Here is a 22,837-nt window from a genome sequence, read left to right as displayed (position 1 = left end):
GCCCGCGACGCCCAGAACGGACGCACGTTTTATGTCACGGTGGCGTGAACGCGGGAGTATGCCAATCGTCGCAGCGATCGGTCGGTCAGACCACGCCGAACGCGTCGTCGAGGAAGCCGCACGGCTCAGCGACCGCGTGGGCGTCGAACTCCACGTCGTCCACGTCGCCGGCCAGTACGAGTCGACAGAGCGCGTCCGCCTGGACGCCCTCGACGAGTCCACGGACCCAGTCGAGCTCGACGACGAGGCGCGGGCGCGTGCCCACGCCGAGAGCGTCGCGAGCGCCGCGACGGACTCGTTTACGCCCGTGGGCCTGGTGGGCTACGCGGACGCCGAGGTGCTCCGGTACGCCGACGAGGTGGACGCGGAGTACGTCGTCATCGGCGGCCGGAAGCGCTCGCCCATCGGGAAGGCCGTCTTCGGGAGCACCGCCCAGAGCATCATGCTCGACGCCGACCGGCCCGTGGTCATGGTGCCGCCCGCGTCGAAGGCCAGCCAGTGAGGACGCCGACCGGCCACTCGACGGGCCACCGCGCGCCCGTGGATCCACCGCCACCCACAGCTTTATGCGCCAGTTCGCGGATTGTTAGGCCGGTTCGAGAACGATCCGATTCATGAGAGCGATAGTCCAGACCGGAGCACGGGAGGTGGAGGTCCAGGAACGCGACCGCCCCGCGGCGGGCGACGGTGAGGTGGTCGTGGAGGTACACAGCGCGGGGCTCTGCGGGAGCGACGCGCACGCGTACACGTACGAGGACGGCTACGAGTGGATTCCGATGCCGCGGATCATGGGCCACGAGTACGCCGGCACCGTCGTCGAGGTCGGCGGCGGCGTCGACGGCTTCGCGGTCGGCGACCACGTCGTCGAGGAACCGATCCACAGCTGCGGCGAGTGCTTCCAGTGTCTGAACGGCCAGGCGAACGTCTGCCAGAACTTCTCCATCACCGGCATGCACCGCGACGGCGCGTACGCCGAGTACGTCGCCGTCGACGCCGAGTTCCTCCACGCCCTCCCGGACGACATCCCCCTGGAGCACGCGGCGGTCACTGAGCCGACGAGCATCGCGACGCGCGCCGTCTTCGGGCAGTCGTCGGTGACGCCCGGCGACAACGTGCTCGTCGAGGGCCCCGGTCCCATCGGCGTGCTCGTCGCGACGGTCGCCGACTCCATGGGCGCGAACGTCCTCGTGTCCGGACTGGGCGCGGACGCCGACTACCGCCTGCCGCTGCTCGAGGACGTCGGCGTGGAGACGGTGAACGTCGACGACGGCTCCCTCGCGGACCGCCGCGAGGCGTTCACCGACGGCATCGGGTTCGACGCGGTCTTCGACACGACCGGCCACGAGTCCGGCGTCGAGATGGCCGTCGACCACGTCCGGAAGGGCGGCGAGGTGGTCGTCGTCGGCCTCCCCGGGGACACCAGCGAGGTGTTCATGACGCCCGTGGTGCGCGGCGAACTCACCATCGGCACGTCCTACGGGTCGACGTGGCGGAACTTCGAGCAGGCGATCCGCCTGATGGACAACGGCACCATCGACGTCGACGCGATCGTCGACCGGTCGTACAGCGTCGACGACCCGGTCGCCGCCTTCGAGGGGTTCCTGCGCGCGGAGACCTGCAAGCCCGTGTTCACGTTCGCGTAGCCGCGTCCACGTTCGCGGAAGCCGGAGCACGGCCCACCCACGCACGGTCCAACTGCGTGCGCTCGCGGCCGCCGACGTCTCACTGCCGCCAGGCGGCGTACTCGCGGTCGATGATGCGCTCCTCGCGGTCGATGGCGTCGATGCGCGCGACGTCCTCGTCGTCGAGGTCGAGGTCCGCGGCCGCAAGGTTCTCTCGCATGTGCGCCTCGCTGGACGCCTTCGGGATGACCGCGACGTTGTCCTTCGAGAGCAGCCACGCCAGCGACACCTGCGCGGGCGAGGCGTCGTGTTTCTCCGCGACGGCCCGGATCTCTGGGACGTCGAAGACGCCGCCCTGCGCGAGCGGGCAGTACGCGACCAGCCAGTGGTCGTGACGGACGGCGTACTCGCGGAGCGCCTCCTGCTGGAGGAGGGGGTGGCACTCGACCTGGTTCGCGGCGACGGGCGCGTCCAGGACCTCGCGGGCCGCGTCGAGGGTCTCCGGCTCGAAGTTCGACACGCCGACGTGTCGCGTCTTCCCCTCGTCGGCGAGCTCCTGGAGCGCCCCGAGCGTGGTCTCGGGGTCGTAGGGGCCGGCGGGCCAGTGCACGTACAGCAGGTCGACGTAGTCCGTCCGCAGCCGCTCCAGGCACGCGTCGACCATCGCGCGGACGTCCTCGCGGCCCGGGACCGGGTGGTCGGGGTGTGCGACCTTCGTCGCGAGGAACACGTCCTCGCGGTCGACGGGCGCGGACTCGATGCCCGCGCCGACGTACGCCTCGTTGTCGTACGCCTGGGCGGTGTCGACGTGCCGGTACCCCAGCTCGAGGGCCGTCCTGACGTTGGCCGCCCACTGGTCCTTGTCGGTGTCCGAGTAGGTGCCGAGCCCGATGCGCGGGATGCTCGCAGGCATGTCAGTACGCGCGGCGCGGACGCTCTTCACTGTACGGGTCGGAAATCAGAGCGCGACGGCCGGCTACCGATACCGGGAGTTCGACTGCCAGGGGTCCGGGTTCGGCCCGAGCGCGGCCTTGAGGTCCGCGGTCGCCTCGTCGAGGTCCGCGAGCAGGTCCTCGGACAGCGAGACGTCCGCTGCGGCCGCGTTCGCCCGGGCGTGCTCGGGCGTCGACGCCCCGGCGAGCACTGACGCGACGCCGGGCTGGTGGAGCGGCCACGCGAGCGCCACCTCCACCATGTCGCGGTCGTACTCCGCGCAGACCTGGCGGACCCGCTGGACGGTCTCGAACGTCAGGTCCTCGACGCCCGGTTCGCCGTGGCGGGCCTCCGGGCGGTCGCCGGCGAAGTGCCGGGTCCGCATCCGGCCCGTCGGGTACTCCTCGGCCGACGCGTACTCGCCCGTCAGCAGGCCCTGCGCGAGCGGGCTGTACGCGACCAGGTCGACGTCCTCGGCGCGGCAGGCGTCGGCGACCTCGTACTCGACGGCGCGCCAGAGGAGGCTGTACGGCACCTGGTTCGCCTCGACGCGGCCGTGTTCGAGCGTCTCGCCCAGGTCGACCGGGCCGGTGTTCGAGACCGCCGGGACCCGGACGCGCCCCTCGTCCTGGAGGTCCCGGAGCGCGCGCATCGTCTCCGAGACCGGGATCTCGGGGTTGTGGTAGTGGACGTAGTAGACGTCGACGTAGTCGGTGCCGAGGCGGTCGAGGCTGGCCTCGCAGGCCGCCCTCAGGTCGTCGTACGCGAGGTTGTCCGACCACACCTTCGTGGCGACGACGACGTCCTCGCGGTCCATCCCCTCGAGGGCCGTGCCCAGCACCGACTCCGAGTAGCCGTCGCCGTACGCCTCCGCGGTGTCGAAGAAGTCGACGCCGGCGTCGTAGGCGGCGTGGATGGTCTCGACGGCCTGTCGCTCGTCGGTCCGCTCCCAGTCCGAGCCGCCGCTGATGTTCCACAGGCCGAGGCCGACCCGGCTCACGTCCACGTCCGAGTGTCCGAGTGTCGCGTACTCCATCGGACGCCTGTTGTCAACCGGTACCAATGAACGTTCGGGTGGGCCGGCGTCGCCAGACGGCCAGTTCGAGTGCCCACCACACGCAGCCAGACCAGGCCCACACCACACGCGGCCGGCCCTGTCTGCAACCACACGCTCTTTAGCGCGCCCGGCGAACGACGACCCATGACCGAGTTCGAGTCGCTCCAGGACGCGTTCTCGCTGGACGGACAGACAGCTGTCGTCACCGGCGGCACCCGCGGCATCGGGAAGGCCATCTCGCTCGGCCTCGCCGCCGCCGGCGCCGACGTGGTCCCCGTCTCGCGCACCGAAGCGGACGTCGAGGCCACCGTCGAGGCGGTCCGCGAGTACGGCGCGTCGTCGCTTGTCACCACGCTGGACGTCACCGACGAGGACGCGGTCCGCGAGACGTTCGACCGGACCGCCGCTGAGCTCGGCGGCGTCGACGTGCTCGTGAACAACGCCGGCATCAACCCCCCGGACGCGCTCGGCGCGCCGGGGGACGTCGACCTCGAGGCGTTCGACCACACGGTGGACGTGAACCTCCGGGGCGCGTTCGCCTGCACGAACGCCGCCAGCGAGCACCTCGAGGCCGCCGAGCGCGGCGTCGTCGTCAACGTCGCCAGCGTCGGCGGCGTCGTCGGACTGCCGCGACAGCACCCCTACGTCGCCACCAAGCACGGCCTCGTCGGCCTGACGAAGAGCATGGCGCTCGACTGGGCGCCCGACGTGCGCGTCACGGGCCTGGCGCCCGGGTACGTCGCCACCGACCTGACCGCGGAAATCCGGGCCGACGACGACCTCCGTGCGTCGATTCTCGACCGGACGCCCCTGGACCGGTTCGCCGACCCCGAGGAGATCGCCGGCCCGGCGGTGTTCCTCGCGAGCCCCGCCGCGTCGTTCGTCACGGGGACGGTGCTGGCGGCGGACGGCGGCTGGACCGCCCGGTAGCCGACCCACCGTAGCGGGTCGTGACGCCGTCCGGGGAACGCTTTTCACGCGGTGTGGCGACCACGGCGTATGGGAGCAGCCGACTCAGTTCGACTCGACGTCACCGACGGCGTCGCGACGGTCACCCTCGCCGAACCGGACGTCAGGAACGCGTTCACGCGCGCGGTCGCAGCGGGCGTCTCGGACGCGTTCGACCGCATCGAGGACCGCGACGACGTCCGGTGTGTCGTCGTCGCGGGCGCTGGCGACGCGTTCTCCGCCGGCGGCGACGTCCAGAAGATGCGCGAACGCCTCGACGGCGACGTCGCCCCCCACGAGTCCGTCGCCGAACTCCGCCGCAGCACGTCGGCGGCGATCGCGCGCGTCGCGACCACTCCCGTCCCGACCATCGCGAAGGTCGACGGGCCGGCGGTCGGCGCGGGCGCCAACCTCGCCATCGCCTGCGACGTCCAGCTCGCCAGCGAGGACGCGAGCATCGGGTTCGTGTTCCGCCAGGTCGGCCTGAGCGTCGACGCCGGGACGTCGTACCTCCTGCCGCGGGTCGTCGGCACGAACGTCGCCAAGGAGCTCGTCTTCACGGGCGAGGTCCTGGACGCGGAGCGCGCGTCGTCGCTCGGCCTGTTCAACCGCGTGTACGCTGCCGACGAATTCGAGGCCGAGGTCGCCGCGTTCACCGAGCGGGTCGCGAGCGGGCCGACGGTCGCGCTGCGACACGCCAAGCGACTGCTCGACGAGGGGTTCGAGAAGCCACTCGAGCGGGCGGTGACCGACGAGGCGACCGCGCAGGGTGTCGTCTTCGAGACGGACGACCACCGCGAGGGCGTGGCCGCGTTCTTCGAGGGCCGCGACCCGGAGTTCGAGGGCCGGTAGGACCGCGGCGGCGCGGCCCCGTTCGCGCCCAAAGATTTACGTCACTTGCCAACGGTTGTCGTACTGGGAGTCGACGCTGTAGGATTCCGATACGCCTGGAAGCACCCGACGCTACCGACTCCCGACCCCGATTCAGCCCCGTCTCCCGGCGTCTGGCTGTCTCGACCGGGAAGCCACGTCGGACCCCCCGACGCGTGGCCCCGGCACCGTGTGCGTCATGCGGCCTGCCTCCGCAGAGGGGGACGGGGCCTTCCGCCACTGAACACCACGTACTCGAGCAGGACTGACCTCGCACCGACACGGGAGCTGCCGCCGCGTCCCGACGTGGAGCGGCCCAGGCGTGGTGTGGGCGCTCGGACGACGCAGACGACTTGTGAGTCCCGGAGGACCTGGACGAGTTTCGGCCTCCAGACGAGCGAAATCTGTGGCCGTCGGAGAAATTCAAGAGCGTTGTACTGTATCCCGAGCGGTTTGTTATCCGATACGTCCGCCGGTATCCGGGCCTTCGACCACCGCTGTCCGAACTCCAGTTACCGACCGGACGTCTCGTCGTCGAACCGGCCGCAGTCGGCGACGGCTGTAGTCCGGTCGAACGCGCGATCCGCTCGGAGCGCTCGCGATCCAGCACAGCGCACTATCTGACCTCATATCGTTCCTCGGCGCCGAATCCGGCCGCCGCAGCACTTCTCCGTCGCTCGGCGCCTCGAACCGGGCGGAACAGAAGTATCTCTCCGACTAACAGTGTATCGAACGGATTTATCTGCACCGCCGGAGTGGTGGTCCGGTAGTCCGGTTCGAGCGTGGCCGGCTCGCACTGCGCCGACTCGCCCTGTGCTGGCTCCGTGCCGTGGGCCGAACTCACGTGGCCGACTCGGTCGAGTGGAGACGACGCGGCGCCGAGCGCGGTTCCGATCGGGGATCAGCGATACCAACGCCTAAACCCGTCCGGGACGGGAAGCGGTGTATGGCGCGAGGGTCAGAGTCGTCGTTTCGAGAGGGAGTCTCGAAGCGGTATCCGGTGCTCGAGGCGTTGCTGGGGGAGCCGAAGTCGAAGCGGGCGCTGACCGAGGAGCTCCCGCACTCGCGGTCGACGGTCGACCGGGCGATCCGCGAGCTACAGAGCCTCGGCTGCGTCGACACGGTGGACTCCGCTGGGCGGTACCGCGTGACCCACGTCGGGCGGCTCGGGTTCGAGTACGAGCGGACGTACCGCGAGCGGATGGCGACCGTCGCGGACAGCGCGGCGCTGCTCGAGGGCGTCCCGGCCGACGCGCCGCTGGCCACCGAGTTCGTCGCCGGGATGCAGGCGCACGTCTCCCGGCGCGCGCCGGACGTGGCGTTCCAGCCCGGGCGGGAACTCGTCGAGCGGGCGGACCGACTGCGCGGCACCGCGACGGTCGTGCGGCGGCAGTACTTCGACGTCCTCGGCGAGCAGGTCCACTCCGACGGCTTCGAACTCGAACTCGTGCTCGACGGGGGGCTAGTCGAGGTCATCAACCGGAACTACGCCGCGGAGTTCGCGTCCCTCACCGAGGCGGCCGGCGTGACGATACTCGAGAGCGAGGACCCGATCCCGTACGCGCTCTGGCTGACCGACGACGACGGCGGGACGACCGCCGGAATCACCCTCCACGCCGACGGCGGCGTCAAGGGCTCCATGACGAACGCCGCGCCCGCCGCGGTCGAGTGGGCCGAGTCCCAGTACGAACAGTACCGGGCGAACGCGGTCAGAGTCGTCTAGGGACGCCGGGCCTGGATGCCGGCGACTCGTCCGGCAGGCTAGACGTTATGGGCGCGCAGGTCGATTGTCTACGGTGGACACCATGAATTTCGACGAGTTCACCGGCACGGTGCAGCACCGACTCGAACAGCCCGGAACCGGCGAGACCGTCCGCGCGATCCGCGCGACCCTGTCGACGCTCGGCGAGCGCCTCCCGGAGGGGAACGCCGAGGACCTCGCGGCATCGCTCCCCATGGAGATCAAGTGGTACATGACGGGGGCCGTCCACGAGCACGGCCAGCGCTTCGACTGGCAGGAGTTCGTCACGCGCGTCAGCGAGATCGAGGGCGTCGAGCGCTCGGACGCCGCCTACCACGCGCAGGTCATCGTCGACCTCGTCGAGAGCCAGGTGCCGGCCTCGGACTTCCGGCAGCTCCGCGACTCGCTGCCCGAGAGCGAGGACGACGAGAACTGGCGGAAGCTCTTCGACGTCGTCGACGCCGGCGGCTGGGAGGGCACCCGGGGCGAGTGAGGCGGCGTGGCCTCGTTTCTCGTCGGCTACGGGACCGGTGAGGGACAGACCGCGAAGGTGGCCGAGCGGGTCGCCGCGACGCTGACCGAGCGCGGCCACGACGCCGCCACGGTCGACCTCGGCGAGACCGACCCCGAACACGCAGTCGACGCGTACGACGCGGTGCTCGTCGGGGCGTCCGTCCACGTCGGGACGCACCAGTCCGCCGTCGCAGCGTTCGTGCGAGCGAACCGCGACGCGCTCGCGGCCCGGCCGACGGGGTTCTTCCAGGTGTCGCTGTCGTCGGCGACCGACGACGAGGCGCGCCGCGCCGAGGCCGCGGGCTACGTCGAGGCGTTCGTCGACGAGACCGGCTGGCACCCCGACCGCGTCGGGCTGTTCGGCGGCGCGCTCCGGTACTCGGAGTACGGCTTCCTGAAGCGCCTGCTGCTCAAGCGCATCGCGAGCGACGCCACCGGCGACACGGACACGTCCCGCGACTACGAGTACACCGACTGGGCGGAGGTCGAGGCGTTCGCGCGCGACTTCGCGGCGTTCGCCGAAGGCCGACTGGGGACCACACCGCCCGAGGCCTGAACCGCCGGTCGGCCTCGAACTGGCCCCACCGTGGCCTACCGCGACGTCGGCGCGGCGGCGCTCTCTCCGTGGGCGTCGGCCGCGAACTGCTCGCGGACGCGGGCGACGCGTTCGGCGTACGAGGGGTGCGTCGAGAACACCCGGAGGAGCGCGGGAACCGACGCCTGGTCGACGACGGTCGCCTCCTCGAGGGTCGCCAGCAGTGAGACGACCGCGTCCAGCGACGTCCGCCGCACTGCGGCCGCGTCCGCCCGGTACTCGAGGTGGCGCATCACGCGGTAGGCGGCGAGGCGCTCGACCGCGACCGTCACCACGAGGACGACCAGGACGGCAGTGGTCAGCCCCTCGAACAGCGCCGTCACGGCCGCCGCGCCCGCGGCAAGGACGGCCACGCTGACGGCGCCGCGGACGAGCACGTGGCGCTCCCCGTGGTGACAGACCTCGTGGGCGACCAGCGAGGCCACCTGGGCGGGCGGGAGCCGCGCGAACGCGAACTCGCTGACGCCGACGACGTCCGCGAACGGGCCGCCGATGGCGTACCCGTTCACGGGCCCGTCCCTGGCGTCCGTGACCACCAGCACCTCGCAGCCGTGGTCGGGGAGCGCGTCGACGACGGCCGCCTCCGCCGGCGTCGGCGGACGCACGTCGTAGCGGTAGACGGCCAGAACCGGAGAGAGCACCACGGTCGCGGCGAGCAAGCCGACGACGCCCCAGACCCACACCGCGAACGGCGCGGTCGCGACGAGCGCCGCGGCCAGGACCGTCGCCGCGACGGGCACCGCCGCGGACACCGACCCCCGGACGACCGCGCCCGCAGCCGAGAGGTCGCCGCCGCGCGGGAACCACGACGCCTCGCCGAGCTCCAGCAGCGGCGAGTCGAGCACCCACTGGTGGACCGCTGCGAGGGCCGCCGCGAGCAGCAGGCCGGCGACGAGCGCGACCGACGCGTCCATGTGCACGGAGTCGACCCGCGGCGAGTTAAACACCCGCTCCGGCCGAGGCTGTACTGGCTGCTCGGCACCGGGCGGCGTCCGACCGCTCGGTCGACGCGGCGTTCCGCAGGTCGAATCGACGCGGCGTCCCGCCCTCCAGTCGACGCGGCGTCCCGCCCTCCAGTCGACGCGGCGTTCGGTCGGAGGCGAGCGCGAACCGCGTCGGTCACCGGTCGGTCCGGCCTGTGCGTCCGGTCGACCCTGTCCGTGCGTCGCCGTGCGTCCCCCACTGAGAGGCGTGCACCGCGAGGAGAGCAGCCTGGTCGACGGTGCCCTCCCCCACCGGAGCCGCTTCGAGACACCGGACTCCGAACCGGCGCGGCGGGGCCGCCGAACTCGCGGCTGATATATCAGGTTCGAGCGCGGTGGCAGACGGACATGTGAGCCGCACTCTTTTGCCGGGGAAGGCCAACATGTTCGTTGTCAATCCGATGCTCCCGCTGCCCACAGAAACCCCCAGCCCCGGGTCGTCTCTCCGCGAGGGAACCGACGTTGTCGCGTCACCGTCCGGTGTTCCGGCTGCACCGGGCGAACAGGCGATGGAGTCCACGGGAACCCGGGTGACCGGGCCGGCGAACGGACCTGCGGGATCAGCGGCGGCGAGTGGAGTGACCGGCGGATGACCGGCGACCGGGTCTCCACGGGCGTGGACGGCCTCGACGAGATCCTGTCCGGCGGGCTCGTCCCGGAGCGCAGTTACCTCGTGCGCGGCGAACCGGGCACCGGGAAGACGATTCTCGGAGTCCACTTCCTCGCGGACGGCGTCCGGAACGGGGAGACGTCGCTGTACGTCAACCTCGAGGAGTGTCGGGCCGACGTCGAACAGAACGCGGCGTCGCTCGGCTTCGACCTGGACGACGTCTCCTTTCTCGACCTCAGCCCGACCGCGGACGTCTTCGCGGACGACCAGTCGTACAGCGTGATGGCGGCCAGCGACGTCGAACAGCCGTCGTTCGTCGAGACGGTGACCGGGACCGTCGAGGACGTCGACCCCGACCGCGTGTTCGTCGACCCGATCACGCACCTCAGGCACCTCACGCCGGACGCCCACCAGTTCCGCAAGCAGGCCATCGGGTTCATGGAGTACCTCACCGACCACGGCGCGACCGTCCTCTTCACGTCCCAGAGCACGGCGTCCGTCTCGGACGAGGACCTCCAGTTCCTCAGCGACGGCACGATCGACCTCGGCTACGGCGAGATGGGACACACCGTCGACGTCCCGAAGTTCAGGGGGTCGAGCGTCCGGGAGGGCCACCACGCCATGGAGATCTCGGGCGACGGCGTCACCGTCTATCCCGCGCTCCGCCCCGAAGAACACGCCGGAGAGTTCGCCGCCGACCCGCTCTCGTCGGGCGTCGAGGAACTCGATTACCTCCTCGACGGCGGCATCGAACGGGGCACGGTCACCGTGCTCAGCGGCCCGTCCGGCGCCGGCAAGACGACGGTCGGCACGCAGTTCCTGCGGGAGGCCGCGACCCGCGGCGAGCGGTCGGTCACGTACCTCTTCGAGGAGAACGCGGCGACGTTCCGGGAGCGGTCGGAGGCCATCGGCATCCCGGTCTCGGAGATGGAGGACCGCGACACCCTCGTCGTCGAGGAGATGGAGCCGCTGAACCTCTCGCCCCAGCAGTTCGCCGCGCGCGTGCGTCGGGAGGTCGAGGACCGGGGCGCCACGATGGTGATGATCGACGGCACCAGGGGCTACGAGGTCGCCCTGCAGGGGAGACCGGAGGACCTCACGCGGAGACTGCACGCGCTCTGTCGGTACCTGAAGAACGTCGGCGTCACGGTGGTGCTCGTCGACGAGTCGAGCACGCTCGTCGGCGAGTTCTCCGCGACCGACTCCGACACGAGCTACCTCGCGGACAACATCGTGTTACTCCGCCACATCGAGTACGACAGCGAACTCCGGAAGATCGTCGGCGTCCTCAAGAAGCGCACGAGCGACTTCGAGCGCACGCTCCGTGAACTCCGGATCACGGAGCGGGGAGTGGAGGTCGGCGACCCGCTCACCGGACTCCGAGGGATGCTGTCCGGGACCCCCACCTGGCGCGCTGACGACCGGCCCCCCAGCAGGGAGACGGAATGACGGCGCGACACGACGCGGGAGCGGGCTCCGAGTGTGACAGGTCCCGGAGGGCGGAGTAGTGGACGACGGACGGCCGCCCGCCGACGCCGGTCGCGACGGCTCGCGGATCGCCCTGTTCCTCGACCACGAACAGAACCGCGACCGCCTCGCCGCCTGGGTCCGCGAGCAGACCGGGTACGCGCACGTCCTGCAGACCGACACGGCGTCGCCCCCGGCGGCCGACCTCCGCGTCGTGGACCCACCAGTGCTCGCGCGGCACCGGGAGTGGCTCGCCGACCAGAAGGCCGCCGCTCGCCCCCGGTTCGAACCGGTCCTGCTCGTCAGACCTCCGGACCTGCCGCCGCTCGAGGACTCCCTGTGGACAGTCGTCGACGAGGTGATCGAGACGCCGCTCGACCTCCGGGCCTTCGAGCACCGGCTCCGGAACCTGCTGGAGCGTCGCTCCCTGTCCCGGGACCTCGCGGCCCGACTGGAGGCGACGACCGAGCGCTCCGAGGCCGTATTCGAGTCGGTCAACGACGCGATCCTCGTCGTCGACCCGGCCGAGGACACCGTCTCGGAGAGCAACCCGCGTGCCGCCGAGACGTTCGGCTACGCGCGGTCGAGACTCGAGTCGTTGTCGCCCGCGACCGACCTCTACGCGGGTGACCCGTCGACGTTCCGGGCGTTCGCCGACGACGTCCTGGAGGACGGCCGCGTGCAATCGGCGGACCTCTCGTTCGTCCGCGCGGACGACTCCGAGCTGGAGGCGGAGGTCTCCGCGAGCGCGCTCACCGGTGGCGGCGCCGAGCACGTCGTCTTGAGCGTCCGCGACGTCACCGAACGCCGCGAGCAGGAGCGCGTACTCTCCCACCAGCGCGACAGGCTCGCCGAACTCAACCGCATCACGAGCACGCTGTACGAGTCCATCCAGGCGGTCGTCCGGGCGGACGACCGGGACGAACTCGAGGCCGCCGTCTGCCGGCGGCTCTCCGAGTCCGACGTCTACCGGTTCGCCTGGATCGCCGAACAGCGCGGCGACGGCGACGTGGTCCCGACCGCGACGGGCGGCTCGGCGGCCGCGTACCTCGACCACGCCCGGATCTCCGCTGACGACTCGCGGACCGGCCGCGGACCGACCGGTCGCGCGTTCGACACCGGCACCGTCTGTGCGGCGCGGGACGTCGCGGCGGACTCGACGATGGACCCGTGGCGGGACGCCCTGGACGCCTTCGACGTCTCCGCGACTGCGGCTGTCCCGATCACGGACGGCGACCAGTCGTACGGCGTGCTCAATCTCTACACGGCCAGGCGGAACGCGTTCACGGACGAGGAACGTCGCGTACTCGCTCACCTCGGGCAGACGATCGGCCGCGCGGTCACGGGGCTGCGCGCGACCGAGGCGGCCCAGCTGTTCCGGCAGGCCGTCGAACACGCCGGCCACGCCATCCACATCACGGACGCGGACCGCACCATCGAGTACGCCAATCCGGCGTTCGAGGAGGTGACCGGCTACGACCGGGATGCGGTCGTCGGTCGAGAGCCGGACATCCTCCGACCCAGTCCGGTGGATACCGAAGCCTATCGGGCCCGGTGGGACGCCGCCGCGGACGGCGACGTCTGGGAGAGCGAGCTGGTGATCCGCCGGAAGGACGGGCGCCGGCGGTACGTCGACCAGACCATCGCTCCGATATTCGACGAGGACGCCGTCGAGTACTACGTCGCCGTCAACGCCGACATCACCGAACAGCGCCGGCAGCGCCAGCAGCTCGAGGTGCTCTACCGCGTGCTTCGCCACAACGTCCGGAACCAGTTGAACGTCGTCGACGGGTACGCGGAACTCCTCGGCGACGACGACCGGAGCGTCCCCGTCGACGACGCCGCCGCACAGATCTCGGCGGCGGCAGACGACTTGCTCAAGCTCAGCACACAGGCCCGACGCATCGAGGGGACGCTCCTCGAGGACGACGCCGCAAGCGAGGCGCGACCGCTCCGCGACGTCGTGGAGGACGCCGTCGAAGCGGTCCGCGGCGACGCCGGCGACGCGGACGTCTCGACGGCCGTATCGGCCGACGGCTGTCGAGTCAGCCCGGAGCTCGAGACCGCGGTCCGGGAGGTGCTCGGGAACGCGGTCCAGCACAGCGACGCCGACGAACCGACAGTCAGCCTGACCGTGGAGACCGACCCCGACGGTGACGCACCACACGCGACGGTGACTGTCGCGGACGACGGGCCGGGCATCCCCGAGAACGAGCGCAGGGTCCTGGAGAACGGACGCGAGACACCGCTCCTGCACGGCGCCGGGCTCGGGCTCTGGCTGGTGAACTGGATCGTCGCGGAGCTCGGCGGGCGCGTCGAAATCACCGACAACGAGCCTCGCGGCACGGTAGTCACGCTCCGAATTCCGGTGTCCCGGCCGTGACTCGGGACATCTGGGCGGCACCTGTGGACGCACTGCGACGGAGTCACGCACTCACACCGACCGAGAGACCAGGACATCGATGACGGACCAGCTGTCGACCGAACACCGCTACGAAGCAATCTGTGAGGCATCGCCCGACGTGATCGTTCTCGTCGACGACGACGGCCGCATCACGTACGTGAACTCCCGCGTGCGTGACGTGCTCGGCTACGAACCCGGCGACCTCCTCGGGGAGCGCGTCGAAGTACTCGTCCCGGAGCGCGACCGGGAGACGCACGTCCGGCAGCGGACCGCGTTCCTCGAGGACCCGGTCAGGCGGCCGATGGGCGCGGACGTCGACCTGGAAGCCAGGTGTGCGGACGGCTCGACCAAGCCGGTGGACGTCAGTCTGAGCCCGCTCCCGGACAGCGACGCCGCTGTGATGGCCGCGGTCCGCGACGTCAGTGCCAGGGAGACCCTGCGGACGAAGTACCGCACCATCCTCGAGGCAGTGCCGGACGCCGTCGTGATCGCGGACGCGGAGTCCGGCGAGATCGTCGAGTCCAACGCGCAAGCTGCGGCGTTCCTCGGGTACGAGGACGGCGAACTCGTCGGAGAGCCACAGACGGTAGTCCACCCCTCCGGCGAGGAAGCACGGTACCGCGAGCTCTTCGAGCGCCACGTCGACCGGCACCAGGAGATCTTCACGCAGTTCCCGGACGGCTCCCCGCTGTACGTCGAGACGAAAGCCGGGGAGCGGATCCCCGTCGACATCAACGCCCGCGTCTTCGAACTCGACGGGCGGACGCTCATCGCCGGCGTCTTCCGGGACGTCTCGGCGCGCACCCGCCGGGCACACCAGCTCCGGGAGCTCCACGAAGCGACGCGGGGACTCGTCGACGCGGCCGACCGGGAGACCGTCGCCGATCGGATCGTCGAGGCGGCGAACTCGATTCTCGGGTACACGAGTGCCGTCGCGCGGTTCCTCGAGGGGGACCGCTTCGAGCCGGTCGCCGCGACCGAGCAGGCGCGCGCCGAGATGGGGCCTCGGCCGGTGTATCCGGCGGACGGCGGCAACCCCGTGAGCCGAGCCCACGACGCTGGAACGCCGCTCCAGTTCGAGGACGTCCGTCGGTTCGACGACGCCTACGACCGCGGCGACGCGCGTTCGGCGATGTACCTCCCGGTGGGCGAGTACGGCGTCCTCAGCGTCGTCGACACCGACGTGGACGCGTTCGACCGGTCGGACCTCGAGCTCGCGTCGATACTCGCGTCGAACGCCGAGTCGGCGCTGGACAGACTCGCCTCCGAGTGGGCGCTCGAACGCCGCAACGAGCGCCTGGACGCGTTCGCCGGGTTCGTCACCCACGACCTCCGCAACCCCCTGAACGTCGCCCAGGGCTGGCTCGACTGCCTGGACGAAGCCGGGCGGACCGAGGCCGCCGAACGCGTCCGGGAGTCCCTCGACAGGATGGACGACATCGTCGACGACACGCTCGCCTTCGCCCGGCACGGGCAGACGGTCACCGAACCGACGCCGCTAGACGTCCCCGCAGTGGCCCGGGACTGCTGGGGCGTCGTCTCCACGGCGGACGCTCGGCTCGAAGTCACCGAGCCGTTCCGGATACGCGGTGACCGGCGCCGCGTCCGGCGGGTCTTCGAGAATCTCTTCCGGAACGCGGTCGAACACGCTGGCGAGGACGTCACGGTGACCGTCGGGCCGCTGTCGGACGGGTTCTTCGTCGCAGACGACGGCCCCGGCATCCCCGAGTCGGACCGGGACGCCGTCTTCGAACCCGGGCAGACGTCTACGACGGGAGGGACGGGCCTCGGTCTGCCGATCGTCGACGAGATCGCGGACGCTCACGGCTGGACAGTAGCGGTCACGGCGGCGTCGCGTGGCGGTGCGCGCTTCCAGTTCAGCGGCGTCGACGTCCTGCGCTCGGAGTGACGGCGCTGCCGTCACCCGGAGAGCCGCGAGTTCGCGAGCAGCGCGTCGAGGAGTTTCCGCTCGGCGGCCCGCAGGTGGCTGTGGAACGACGACGCCGAGATCCCCATGCGCTCGGCGATCTCGCCGCCGGACATCGCCTTCGGTGACTCGAAGTAGCCGCCGTGGTAGGCGATCTCCAGGGCCTCCCGCTGTCGGTCCGTCAGGCGCGCGAACGCGTCCTCGACGCGCTGGCCGCCGGCGGGTTCGTCCGGCCGGGGCTCCGTCGCGACGAGTTCGGCGTCCGGGTACTCAGTGGTGACGACGTCCACGGCGCGGTGGACGGGCATCGTCGACGGCACGCAGACGCGGACGTAAGCGTCGCCGTCGTCCCGGCCGACGATGCGGTCGAGGCGGAGCCCGTACTTCGCGAGCACGGTCGCGATGAACGCCTCCGCGAACTCGACCTGGTAGAGCGCTCCGTCTCCGGTGTCGCGGAGGTGCTCGACGGACGCGATTCCCGGCGCGTCCTCGACGAGCGCCACCGTCTCCCCGGGGTAGTCCGCGGCGATCGTCAGGAACGCGGTCGCGGACTCGTCGTCGCGCCGGTGTAGCCCCTCGAAGCGGAACGAACACCGCAGGTCGTGGGCGACGCGCAGCAGCGGACAGTCCTTCGACCGGACCGTCCACCGGAGCACGGTCCCCTCGTGGGACAGCAGGGCGTTCGTCTGCTGGATCTCGTTCATCGCGTACCCCATCAGTTCGCCCCACTCGCAGAGCACGTCCCGAACGGGGGTCGGAAACGCGTCCTGTTCGTCGGCGTACACCGCCAGGACGCCGTAGAGCACGCCCTGGTAGGTCACCGGAATCGCGAAGACGGAGCGGAATCCGCGCCGGACCGCCTTCCGCTGCCACGACTGGCCGTGTACGCCGTCGGCGACGTTGGACACGACGGTCGGTTCGCCGGTGCCTGCCGCGCGGACCGCCGGCTGGGCCGCGTCGTCCGCGACCCGCAGCGACTGCGTGCCGAGGTAGCCCTGGTCGTCGCCGGCCGAGGCGCTGGGGACGAGGGCGTCGCCCTCGGGGGTCAGTTCGCCGTACCACGCGAACGCGAACGACTCCGTGGAGCTGAACAGCGAACACGTCTCTGCGGCGAGTTCCGCGGCCGTCTCCGCCCGGGTGGCGAGTTGGATGAGCGCCCGGATGTGGCCGTTCAGCTCCTCGACCTGCCGGAGTCGTTCGGTCTGCTCGGTGAGTTCGCGCTCCTGGCGCCGCAGTTCCTGTTCCCGGCGGACCCGGTCGAGGACCGTCTCGGCGTTCCGCGCGAGCACCTCGAGCAGCCGTCGTTCCTCGCGTTCGAGCGGGGTCTCGTCGGCGTGCCCGCAGACGAGCACGCCGAACTCGTCGATCGGCACGACGACCGCGCCACGCAGCGGCGCGTCGGGAGCCGCTCCCGCGAGTCGGACGTCGTCGACGGACTGCGTCTCCCCGGACAGGTACGCTTCCCCCGCGACGCAGTCGTGCAACTCGAGTGCGGGCGGCTCGGACCCGTCGACGAGGTCGGTGACGGCCGCGGAGTACGCGACCGGGCGCAGCAGTTCCGCCTCGGCGTCGAAGAGGTTGACGGACACGAACGGCCGGTCGAGCGTGTCGACGACCGTGTCAACGATGGACTGCGCGACCTCGGCCTCGTCCTCGGCGAGCACGAGGTCGCCGGCGTTCTCGTGGAGTTCCTCCAGCGCCGTCTCGTACCAGACGTGCTCGGAGATGTCCTTGACGATGGCGTGGATCAGCGTCTCGCCGTCGCGTTCGACGACGGAGACGCTGCTCTCGACGGGGACCCGCTGGCCGTCCCCGGTGACGACGGCCATCTGCTCGCCGTCGAGGGTGTACCGCCGCGTCCCGCCGTTCTCGACGCGGTCCTCGAAGAGCGCGCGGTAGCGGTCCTCCTCGCCGCCGGGCGCGAGCGTGAGGTAGTGCTCGCCGAGGACGTCCGCGCGCCGCCGCCCGACGAGCGCTTCGGCGCGCTCGTTCATCTCCACGAGTTCGCCGTCGCCGTCGGCGACGAAGACGGGGACCGGCGCGTTCTCGATGAGCGCCCGGTAGTGCTCTCGCGCCTCGCGGAGCTCGGACTGCCGTTCCACGCGGCCGGTGGCGTCCTGGGAGACGGTCATGCCGGCGGCGACGTCCCCGGTCGCCGTCCGCAGCGGGAGGACGCGGACCTCGAAGATGCGGTCTTCGGGCGTCAGGGTGACCGCGTTCTCCTCGCCGTCGAGCGCCGCGTCGAAGAGTGGTTCCAGTACCGCGGCGTTCTCGTCCGGGAACGCCTCGCCGAGTTGCTTCCCCTCGATCTCTTCGGGGGAGCGGGAGAGCTCCGCGAAGCCGGTGCCGCCGACGACGCGGAACCGGTGGTCCTCGTCGAACAGCGTCACGATGCCGTTCGGGAAGCTCTCGACGAGTCGCCGGTACGGGTCGAACCACGCTCCCGCCTGGTCCGCGGGCGGGGCGTCGAAACGGCCGACGACGAACTCCGCATCCGGGACGGCCTCCAGCGAGACGGTGGCTGCCGGCCGGTCGTCGGCGGAGCGGACCGGAACGCTGGTCGACGTCGGTTCGTCGGCCTCGAGAACCGCCTCGAACGCCTCCCTGGCGTTCGTGCGGTGGGGTTCCGGAACGGCGGTCCGGTACCAGTCGCGGCCGACGAGGGTCCGTTCGTCCTCGTCGAGCGCTGCCGCGGCTGCCTCGTCGGCGAACGCGACAGTGCCATCGGCGTCGAGGAGGAATACACCGCGGGGAGACGCGTCGAGGAGTGACTCGAGCGCGGTTGCCCACGGCATACCACACCATCTGCGGTCGTGCGTTATAGTAGTTAGCGGTGTGATTTCTCGCGGCACGCCGCAGGGGTTGATATACTAGCTGCACCCCGGAACTCGATTGGACATTTAACACTGTATCTTTTTGATAGTTCGGACTGTCGACGTGTCCGATGGCGGCCGACGAACTCAAGATCACTGACGCGGACAGACGGAACGTCGACGGCCGGCAGCTGGCGACGGAGATCGGAATCGACGCCGAGGAGATCGAGTGGCGCAAGGAGTTCACCCAGTTCGGTGACGCCGACCGGCGGCGCCTCGAGGAGATGTCCGAGACGTTCGACCGCGTCGCGGACGACCTGGTCGAGGACTTCTACGACCGCCTCCAGGAGTACTCCGAGACCGTCGCCATCCTCGAGTCGTCGTCGAAGCCCGTGGCGGCGCTCAAGCAGAGCCAGTCGGAGTACCTCACCGACCTCGGCGAGGGCGAGTACGGCCGCGACTACTTCGACCGCCGGGCTCGGATCGGCAAGATCCACGACATGCTCGACCTCGGGCCGAAGGTCTACTTCGGCGCGTACAGCATCTACTACGAGGGCGTCCTCGAAGCCATCGCGGAGGACGTGAAAGGCGAACTCGCAGCGGCGACGGACGGCGCTGGTGCGACCGCGGCCGTCGACGCCTCGCAGTTGGAGCCCGACCAGGTCGACAGCGACCTGGCCGGCGCGGCGGACGCCGTCGACGCCGTGGTCGAGCGAGCCCTCTCCGCCATCAAGCTGCTGACGCTCGACCAGCAGGTCGCGATGGACACGTACATCCACTCGTACAGCGAGCAAGTGGAGTCCGAACTGGAGCGCCGCACGGAAGTCGCCAGGGACGTCCAGGCCGCCGTCGACGAACTCCGGACGTCTGCCGGGAGCCTCGCGGACAGCTCCCAGGAGATCAACCAGCTCGCCGACGAGCAGTCCGAGGGGATGCAGCAGGTCGCCAGCGAGGTCGCGGACCTGAGCGCCACCGTCGAGGAGATCGCGTCGACGACCGACGAGGTGCGCGAACAGAGTGCGACGGCCGCCGACCTCGCCGAGGGCGGCCAGTCGTCGGCCGCGGACGCCATCGAGACGATGGAGACCGTCGACGAGGCGGCGTCGGACGTCGCCGAGGACTTCCACCGCCTCCAGGACCGCGTCGGCGAGATCGACGAGATCGTCGACGTCATCGACGACATCGCCTCCCAGACGAACCTCCTCGCGCTGAACGCGTCCATCGAGGCCGCGCGCGCCGGCGACGACGGCGACGGCTTCGCGGTGGTCGCCGACGAGGTGAAGGCCCTCGCCGAGGAGTCACAGCGCCGGGCGACCGAGATCGAGGAGACGATCGAGCGGATCCAGGCCGACACCGCCGAGACCGTCGCCAGCCTCGAGGAGACGAACGCCGCCATCGACGCCGGGATCGAGGAGGTCGAACGCACGATGAACAACCTCACGGAGATCGTCGACGCGGTCCGGGAGGCCGCCCACGGCATCGAGGAGGTCGCGAAAGCGACCGACGACCAGGCGGCCAGCACCGAGGAGGTCGCGAGCATGGCCGACGAAGCGGTCGCCCAGGCGCGCGAGGTCCGCGACGAGATCGAGCAGATCGCCGCGACGAACGAGGAGCAGACGGCGAAAGTCGACGAGATCAATCGGGCGGTACGGCGGCTCACGGAGTGAGTAGTGACCGCCGGCGGCGTCGCTACGGGCCGCCGAACGTCGCGGAGGCACAGCCACTGACCGGTCGCCCGGAACCGGCTCCCGGCCCCGGAATCACGGGCCCGGCGCCGCTCACCGTCGACGGCGAGAATCCGACGACGAGGCCCTCCGGCCCGCGTTTGTGGACGGTCCAGACGGCGGCGACCGACGGCTCGCCGCCGACGAGGCGAGGTCGGTGCGGTACCTACAGCTGCGAGCCCTCCTCGTAGGGCTGGACGAGGACGAACCCCTCCTCGCTGTCGAAGCGCATCTGGACGAACTCGCCGGACTGCTGGCCGATCTCGAGTTTCTTGTTCGTGGTGAGCGACGGCGAGAGGTTCGTGCTCCACGCGACGGTGGCGTCGGGGTCGGTGGTCACGGGCGGCGTCAGCGCGACGGGGTCGCCGTGCGTCGAGAGCGCGATCTCGCCGGGGCCGCTGAGGTAGACGTTCGTCAGGCCGCCCGAGATGGCCTCGGAGATGCTGCCGACGGTGTTGATCTCGTAGCCGACGCGGTCCTCGAACGCGAGGACGTCGTTCCCGTTGACCGAGACCGACTCGTCCGCGCCGAGCTCGACGACCTGGACTTTCTTCCCCTGGTCGGCGACGTAGAGGTGGCCCCGGCCGGTCGCCTCCATGATCGGGGTGCCCTCGCCGCTGACGGCCTCCTTGACGAAGCCCGTGATGCCGCCCTCCGCGGAGGCCTTCCCGGTGAACTCCATCTCCCCCGTGTACGCGACCATCGACCCGGCTTTCACCATCGCGGTGCCGTCGACGGGGACGTCGAGCAGTCGCTTGTTCTCCTTCTGGAAGCCGTCGCCGCCGTCGTCCGTGGCGTTCGCTGCGGTGAACTCCTCGAGGTTCATGCTCCGGGTCGACCTCTCTCGCGGGCGGCTAAATACGGTCGGGTCGACGTCAGGGACAGCGACGCCGCAGAGGATTTATGGGTCCGTCCGACGACGACGGGCCGCCGGTGTCCCGCCACCGCGGACGTCGGTCTCGGCCCGCCGCAGTGTCACCGCGAGCGACGCCTCACCGCTCGAAGAGCCGGCCGCCGACGAAGCCGCCGACGGCGCCGAGGCCGACGCTGACCACCGCGACCACCACGACGGCGAACGCCACGACGACGCTCGCAACGACACCGACGTCGGAGGCGTCGACGGCCGCGGCGCCGGCGAACAGGCCCACCCCGAGGAACGCGAGTTCGACGACGACCGGGAGCACCAGGAGGAGGCCGGAGAGCGCGCCGGCGCTGGTGGCGCGCGCGGACTCGTGGGCTTCGAGGTAGCCGGCCACTCCGCCGCCGACGGCCGGCGAGACGGGGAGGAACGAGAGCACGGCGGCGGTGACGGCGCCGACGACGGCGTGCGACCGGAGCGTGCCGGGCGCCCGGCCGCCCTCCGCGCTGCTGTGCGCGCGCTGCCTGACGGCGAGGTAGCCGACGGCGAACAGGCAGAGCGCGACGCCGGTCACCAGGAGGCCGAGGCCGCTCCAGGAGGCCACCGCGAGGGTGAACTCGACGGCCTCGGGGTCCGCGAGTTCGCGCTCGAAGAACACCACCTGGAGTTCCCCGGACTCGACGCCGGCCGCGACGGCGTCCCGGTCGACGAGGAACGTGAGGACGACGCCACCGAGTACCGTGGCGAGTCCGGCGACCGCGACGACGGCGGCGGCCAGCCAGTCGACGAACGCCGGCAGCGGGTACCGGGAGCGCGAGCGGTCGTCGACAGTTCCCCCAGGGGCGTCCTCGACGGGTCCCTCGGCGGTGTCCGCTTCGTCCATACTCGACCGATCCACTTTCCAACACCTTGAGTGTACACCCCACCCCCGCCACCGGCCAGGTAGTCACGACGGGCCAGTCACGACTCGCCGGTCGCGGTCCGGTAGACGGCGGCCCCGGAGACGAGCGCGATGACCAGTCCCGCGCCGGCGCCCATCGTGAGTCCCGTCGCCGTGTCGCCGCCCATCACTGCCGCCATCACCAGCCCCCAGCCCGCGCCGAGGCCGACGCCGATGCCGATTCCCGCGCCCACGGCTCGCGACCGCTGGGCGTCCCTGGAGTCTGTCACGTCCACGGGTAGGCGGCCCCGTCGCTTCAGCGTTTGGACGGGCGGCCGCGGCCGGCCGCTCCGGCGCGTCGCGGACTCGCTCAGTCCGACGGGCGCAGGTCCGCGGCGGCGTCGACGAGGGCCCCGTAGAGGTCGTCCGCCTGGTCGTGGTCGTAGTCGGCGTGGTACTCCTTGGGGACGCCGCGCTCGGCGAGGTTGACGTGGCGGTCCGGCGTGACGTCGTGCCGGTCGAGGCTGTGTCGCGCGCACTCCAGCGGGCAGCCGTCGACGACGAGCGTCGGGCGGCCGCTGGTCGCCGTGGCGACGAGGGGAGCGACGTCGGCGCCGACGCCGGCGATGCAGGACATCTCGGCGTGACGGTCGCGGTCCAGCCTGACCGCGAGGTCGTTGGCCATCTGCGCGGCGCTCGAACAGCCCGAACACGAGTACACGAGCGGCAGGTCGTCGTAGTCGTCGGTCATCGCCCGCGGGTTGGCGGCGAGGCGGCGAGGGTGTTCCCCCGAAGGCGTTCGCGTCCGTGGCCCCACCGAGGGCCCCGCCGCGGCAGGCCAGAATTACAGGGTGGAGAAACGTTTTCCCGCTGCTGGGCGTGGGGAGAGCC

19 protein-coding genes are annotated in these 22,837 nt (G+C 71.1%); 11 read left to right on the top strand and 8 right to left on the bottom strand.

Annotation, left to right across the window (positions count from 1 at the left end; all coding sequences use genetic code 11):
• Positions 1–58: 58 nt before the first annotated feature.
• Both U5911_RS12180 and U5911_RS12175 read left to right on the top strand, forming a co-directional pair.
• Positions 59–502, top strand: a complete 444-nt coding sequence (locus U5911_RS12180; protein WP_336037205.1) for a universal stress protein — start codon at positions 59–61, stop codon at positions 500–502.
• Between the two features lie 112 nt (positions 503–614).
• On the top strand, positions 615–1,643 hold the full coding sequence (locus U5911_RS12175; protein ID WP_336037204.1) for a zinc-dependent alcohol dehydrogenase: 1,029 nt from the start codon (positions 615–617) through the stop codon (positions 1,641–1,643).
• Between the two features lie 79 nt (positions 1,644–1,722).
• Here U5911_RS12175 and U5911_RS12170 read toward each other — a convergent pair whose 3' ends face one another.
• Both U5911_RS12170 and U5911_RS12165 read right to left on the bottom strand, forming a co-directional pair.
• Positions 1,723–2,535: an aldo/keto reductase gene (locus U5911_RS12170; RefSeq protein ID WP_336037202.1), complete on the bottom strand. Its 813-nt coding sequence runs from the start codon at positions 2,533–2,535 to the stop codon at positions 1,723–1,725.
• A 63-nt stretch (positions 2,536–2,598) separates the two neighbouring features.
• Positions 2,599–3,591: an aldo/keto reductase gene (locus tag U5911_RS12165; RefSeq protein ID WP_336037201.1), complete on the bottom strand. Its 993-nt coding sequence runs from the start codon at positions 3,589–3,591 to the stop codon at positions 2,599–2,601.
• Positions 3,592–3,756: 165 nt separating this feature from the next.
• Between U5911_RS12165 and U5911_RS12160 the strand changes: the two genes are divergently transcribed.
• The 5 genes from U5911_RS12160 to U5911_RS12140 all read left to right on the top strand — a co-directional run bounded on the left by U5911_RS12160 (position 3,757) and on the right by U5911_RS12140 (position 8,240).
• Positions 3,757–4,542, top strand: coding sequence for an SDR family NAD(P)-dependent oxidoreductase (locus tag U5911_RS12160; protein ID WP_336037200.1), 786 nt, complete (start codon positions 3,757–3,759; stop codon positions 4,540–4,542).
• Between the two features lie 69 nt (positions 4,543–4,611).
• Positions 4,612–5,412 carry an enoyl-CoA hydratase/isomerase family protein gene (locus tag U5911_RS12155; protein WP_336037199.1) on the top strand — a complete coding sequence of 267 codons (801 nt, stop codon included), beginning with the start codon at positions 4,612–4,614 and terminating at the stop codon, positions 5,410–5,412.
• Positions 5,413–6,376: 964 nt separating this feature from the next.
• Positions 6,377–7,153, top strand: coding sequence for a helix-turn-helix transcriptional regulator (locus U5911_RS12150; RefSeq protein ID WP_336037198.1), 777 nt, complete (start codon positions 6,377–6,379; stop codon positions 7,151–7,153).
• An 82-nt stretch (positions 7,154–7,235) separates the two neighbouring features.
• Positions 7,236–7,664: a DUF2267 domain-containing protein gene (locus U5911_RS12145; protein WP_336037633.1), complete on the top strand. Its 429-nt coding sequence runs from the start codon at positions 7,236–7,238 to the stop codon at positions 7,662–7,664.
• Between the two features lie 6 nt (positions 7,665–7,670).
• Positions 7,671–8,240 (top strand): flavodoxin domain-containing protein, encoded by a 570-nt coding sequence (locus tag U5911_RS12140; protein ID WP_336037196.1) that lies wholly within the window; start codon positions 7,671–7,673, stop codon positions 8,238–8,240.
• Between the two features lie 35 nt (positions 8,241–8,275).
• On the opposite strand, the gene U5911_RS12135 is transcribed toward U5911_RS12140, so the two are convergent.
• Positions 8,276–9,193, bottom strand: a complete 918-nt coding sequence (locus U5911_RS12135) for a M48 family metalloprotease (protein ID WP_336037194.1) — start codon at positions 9,191–9,193, stop codon at positions 8,276–8,278.
• Positions 9,194–9,851: 658 nt separating this feature from the next.
• Here U5911_RS12135 and U5911_RS12130 point away from each other — a divergent pair.
• The 3 genes from U5911_RS12130 to U5911_RS12120 all read left to right on the top strand — a co-directional run bounded on the left by U5911_RS12130 (position 9,852) and on the right by U5911_RS12120 (position 15,652).
• Positions 9,852–11,321 (top strand): ATPase domain-containing protein, encoded by a 1,470-nt coding sequence (locus U5911_RS12130; RefSeq protein WP_336037193.1) that lies wholly within the window; start codon positions 9,852–9,854, stop codon positions 11,319–11,321.
• Positions 11,322–11,379: 58 nt separating this feature from the next.
• Positions 11,380–13,722 (top strand): PAS domain S-box protein, encoded by a 2,343-nt coding sequence (locus tag U5911_RS12125; RefSeq protein ID WP_336037192.1) that lies wholly within the window; start codon positions 11,380–11,382, stop codon positions 13,720–13,722.
• A gap of 79 nt (positions 13,723–13,801) precedes the next feature.
• On the top strand, positions 13,802–15,652 hold the full coding sequence (locus U5911_RS12120; RefSeq protein WP_336037190.1) for a PAS domain-containing sensor histidine kinase: 1,851 nt from the start codon (positions 13,802–13,804) through the stop codon (positions 15,650–15,652).
• Between the two features lie 11 nt (positions 15,653–15,663).
• Here the strand turns inward: U5911_RS12120 and U5911_RS12115 are convergent, their stop codons facing one another.
• A complete protein-coding gene (locus tag U5911_RS12115; protein WP_336037189.1) occupies positions 15,664–18,465 on the bottom strand; it encodes a PAS domain S-box protein in 2,802 nt (933 codons plus the stop codon).
• Between the two features lie 149 nt (positions 18,466–18,614).
• Here U5911_RS12115 and U5911_RS12110 point away from each other — a divergent pair, with 149 nt between their 5' ends.
• The gene (locus tag U5911_RS12110) at positions 18,615–20,150 is read left to right on the top strand and encodes a globin-coupled sensor protein (RefSeq protein ID WP_336037188.1); all 1,536 of its coding nucleotides are present in this window, start codon (positions 18,615–18,617) and stop codon (positions 20,148–20,150) included.
• Positions 20,151–20,373: 223 nt separating this feature from the next.
• Here the strand turns inward: U5911_RS12110 and U5911_RS12105 are convergent, their stop codons facing one another.
• From U5911_RS12105 to U5911_RS12090, 4 genes are all read right to left on the bottom strand, one after another.
• Positions 20,374–21,033: an AIM24 family protein gene (locus U5911_RS12105; protein ID WP_336037187.1), complete on the bottom strand. Its 660-nt coding sequence runs from the start codon at positions 21,031–21,033 to the stop codon at positions 20,374–20,376.
• A gap of 166 nt (positions 21,034–21,199) precedes the next feature.
• The gene (locus U5911_RS12100; protein ID WP_336037185.1) at positions 21,200–21,949 is read right to left on the bottom strand and encodes a DUF5518 domain-containing protein; all 750 of its coding nucleotides are present in this window, start codon (positions 21,947–21,949) and stop codon (positions 21,200–21,202) included.
• Between the two features lie 77 nt (positions 21,950–22,026).
• Positions 22,027–22,236: a hypothetical protein gene (locus tag U5911_RS12095; RefSeq protein ID WP_336037183.1), complete on the bottom strand. Its 210-nt coding sequence runs from the start codon at positions 22,234–22,236 to the stop codon at positions 22,027–22,029.
• An 80-nt stretch (positions 22,237–22,316) separates the two neighbouring features.
• Positions 22,317–22,697: a putative zinc-binding protein gene (locus tag U5911_RS12090; RefSeq protein ID WP_336037182.1), complete on the bottom strand. Its 381-nt coding sequence runs from the start codon at positions 22,695–22,697 to the stop codon at positions 22,317–22,319.
• Between the last annotated feature and the right edge of the window lie 140 nt (positions 22,698–22,837).

It is taken from the genome of Halobacterium yunchengense (genome assembly GCF_037031165.1).
In the GTDB taxonomy this organism is placed as follows: domain Archaea; phylum Halobacteriota; class Halobacteria; order Halobacteriales; family Halobacteriaceae; genus Halobacterium; species Halobacterium yunchengense.
The sequence above is the reverse complement of the archived record's forward strand: the minus strand, read 5'-3'. Positions and strand labels throughout refer to the sequence as shown.

Bases quoted from the DNA above. Each gene is read 5' to 3' on its own strand.
- U5911_RS12180 (WP_336037205.1), top strand. From the start codon at position 59: ATGCCAATCGTCGCAGCGATCGGTCGGTCAGACCACGCCGAACGCGTC.
- U5911_RS12175 (WP_336037204.1), top strand. From the start codon at position 615: ATGAGAGCGATAGTCCAGACCGGAGCACGGGAGGTGGAGGTCCAGGAA.
- U5911_RS12170 (WP_336037202.1), bottom strand. From the start codon at position 2,535: ATGCCTGCGAGCATCCCGCGCATCGGGCTCGGCACCTACTCGGACACC.
- U5911_RS12165 (WP_336037201.1), bottom strand. From the start codon at position 3,591: ATGGAGTACGCGACACTCGGACACTCGGACGTGGACGTGAGCCGGGTC.
- U5911_RS12160 (WP_336037200.1), top strand. From the start codon at position 3,757: ATGACCGAGTTCGAGTCGCTCCAGGACGCGTTCTCGCTGGACGGACAG.
- U5911_RS12155 (WP_336037199.1), top strand. From the start codon at position 4,612: ATGGGAGCAGCCGACTCAGTTCGACTCGACGTCACCGACGGCGTCGCG.
- U5911_RS12150 (WP_336037198.1), top strand. From the start codon at position 6,377: ATGGCGCGAGGGTCAGAGTCGTCGTTTCGAGAGGGAGTCTCGAAGCGG.
- U5911_RS12145 (WP_336037633.1), top strand. From the start codon at position 7,236: ATGAATTTCGACGAGTTCACCGGCACGGTGCAGCACCGACTCGAACAG.
- U5911_RS12135 (WP_336037194.1), bottom strand. From the start codon at position 9,193: ATGGACGCGTCGGTCGCGCTCGTCGCCGGCCTGCTGCTCGCGGCGGCC.
- U5911_RS12130 (WP_336037193.1), top strand. From the start codon at position 9,852: ATGACCGGCGACCGGGTCTCCACGGGCGTGGACGGCCTCGACGAGATC.
- U5911_RS12120 (WP_336037190.1), top strand. From the start codon at position 13,802: ATGACGGACCAGCTGTCGACCGAACACCGCTACGAAGCAATCTGTGAG.
- U5911_RS12115 (WP_336037189.1), bottom strand. From the start codon at position 18,465: ATGCCGTGGGCAACCGCGCTCGAGTCACTCCTCGACGCGTCTCCCCGC.
- U5911_RS12110 (WP_336037188.1), top strand. From the start codon at position 18,615: ATGGCGGCCGACGAACTCAAGATCACTGACGCGGACAGACGGAACGTC.
- U5911_RS12105 (WP_336037187.1), bottom strand. From the start codon at position 21,033: ATGAACCTCGAGGAGTTCACCGCAGCGAACGCCACGGACGACGGCGGC.
- U5911_RS12100 (WP_336037185.1), bottom strand. From the start codon at position 21,949: ATGGACGAAGCGGACACCGCCGAGGGACCCGTCGAGGACGCCCCTGGG.
- U5911_RS12090 (WP_336037182.1), bottom strand. From the start codon at position 22,697: ATGACCGACGACTACGACGACCTGCCGCTCGTGTACTCGTGTTCGGGC.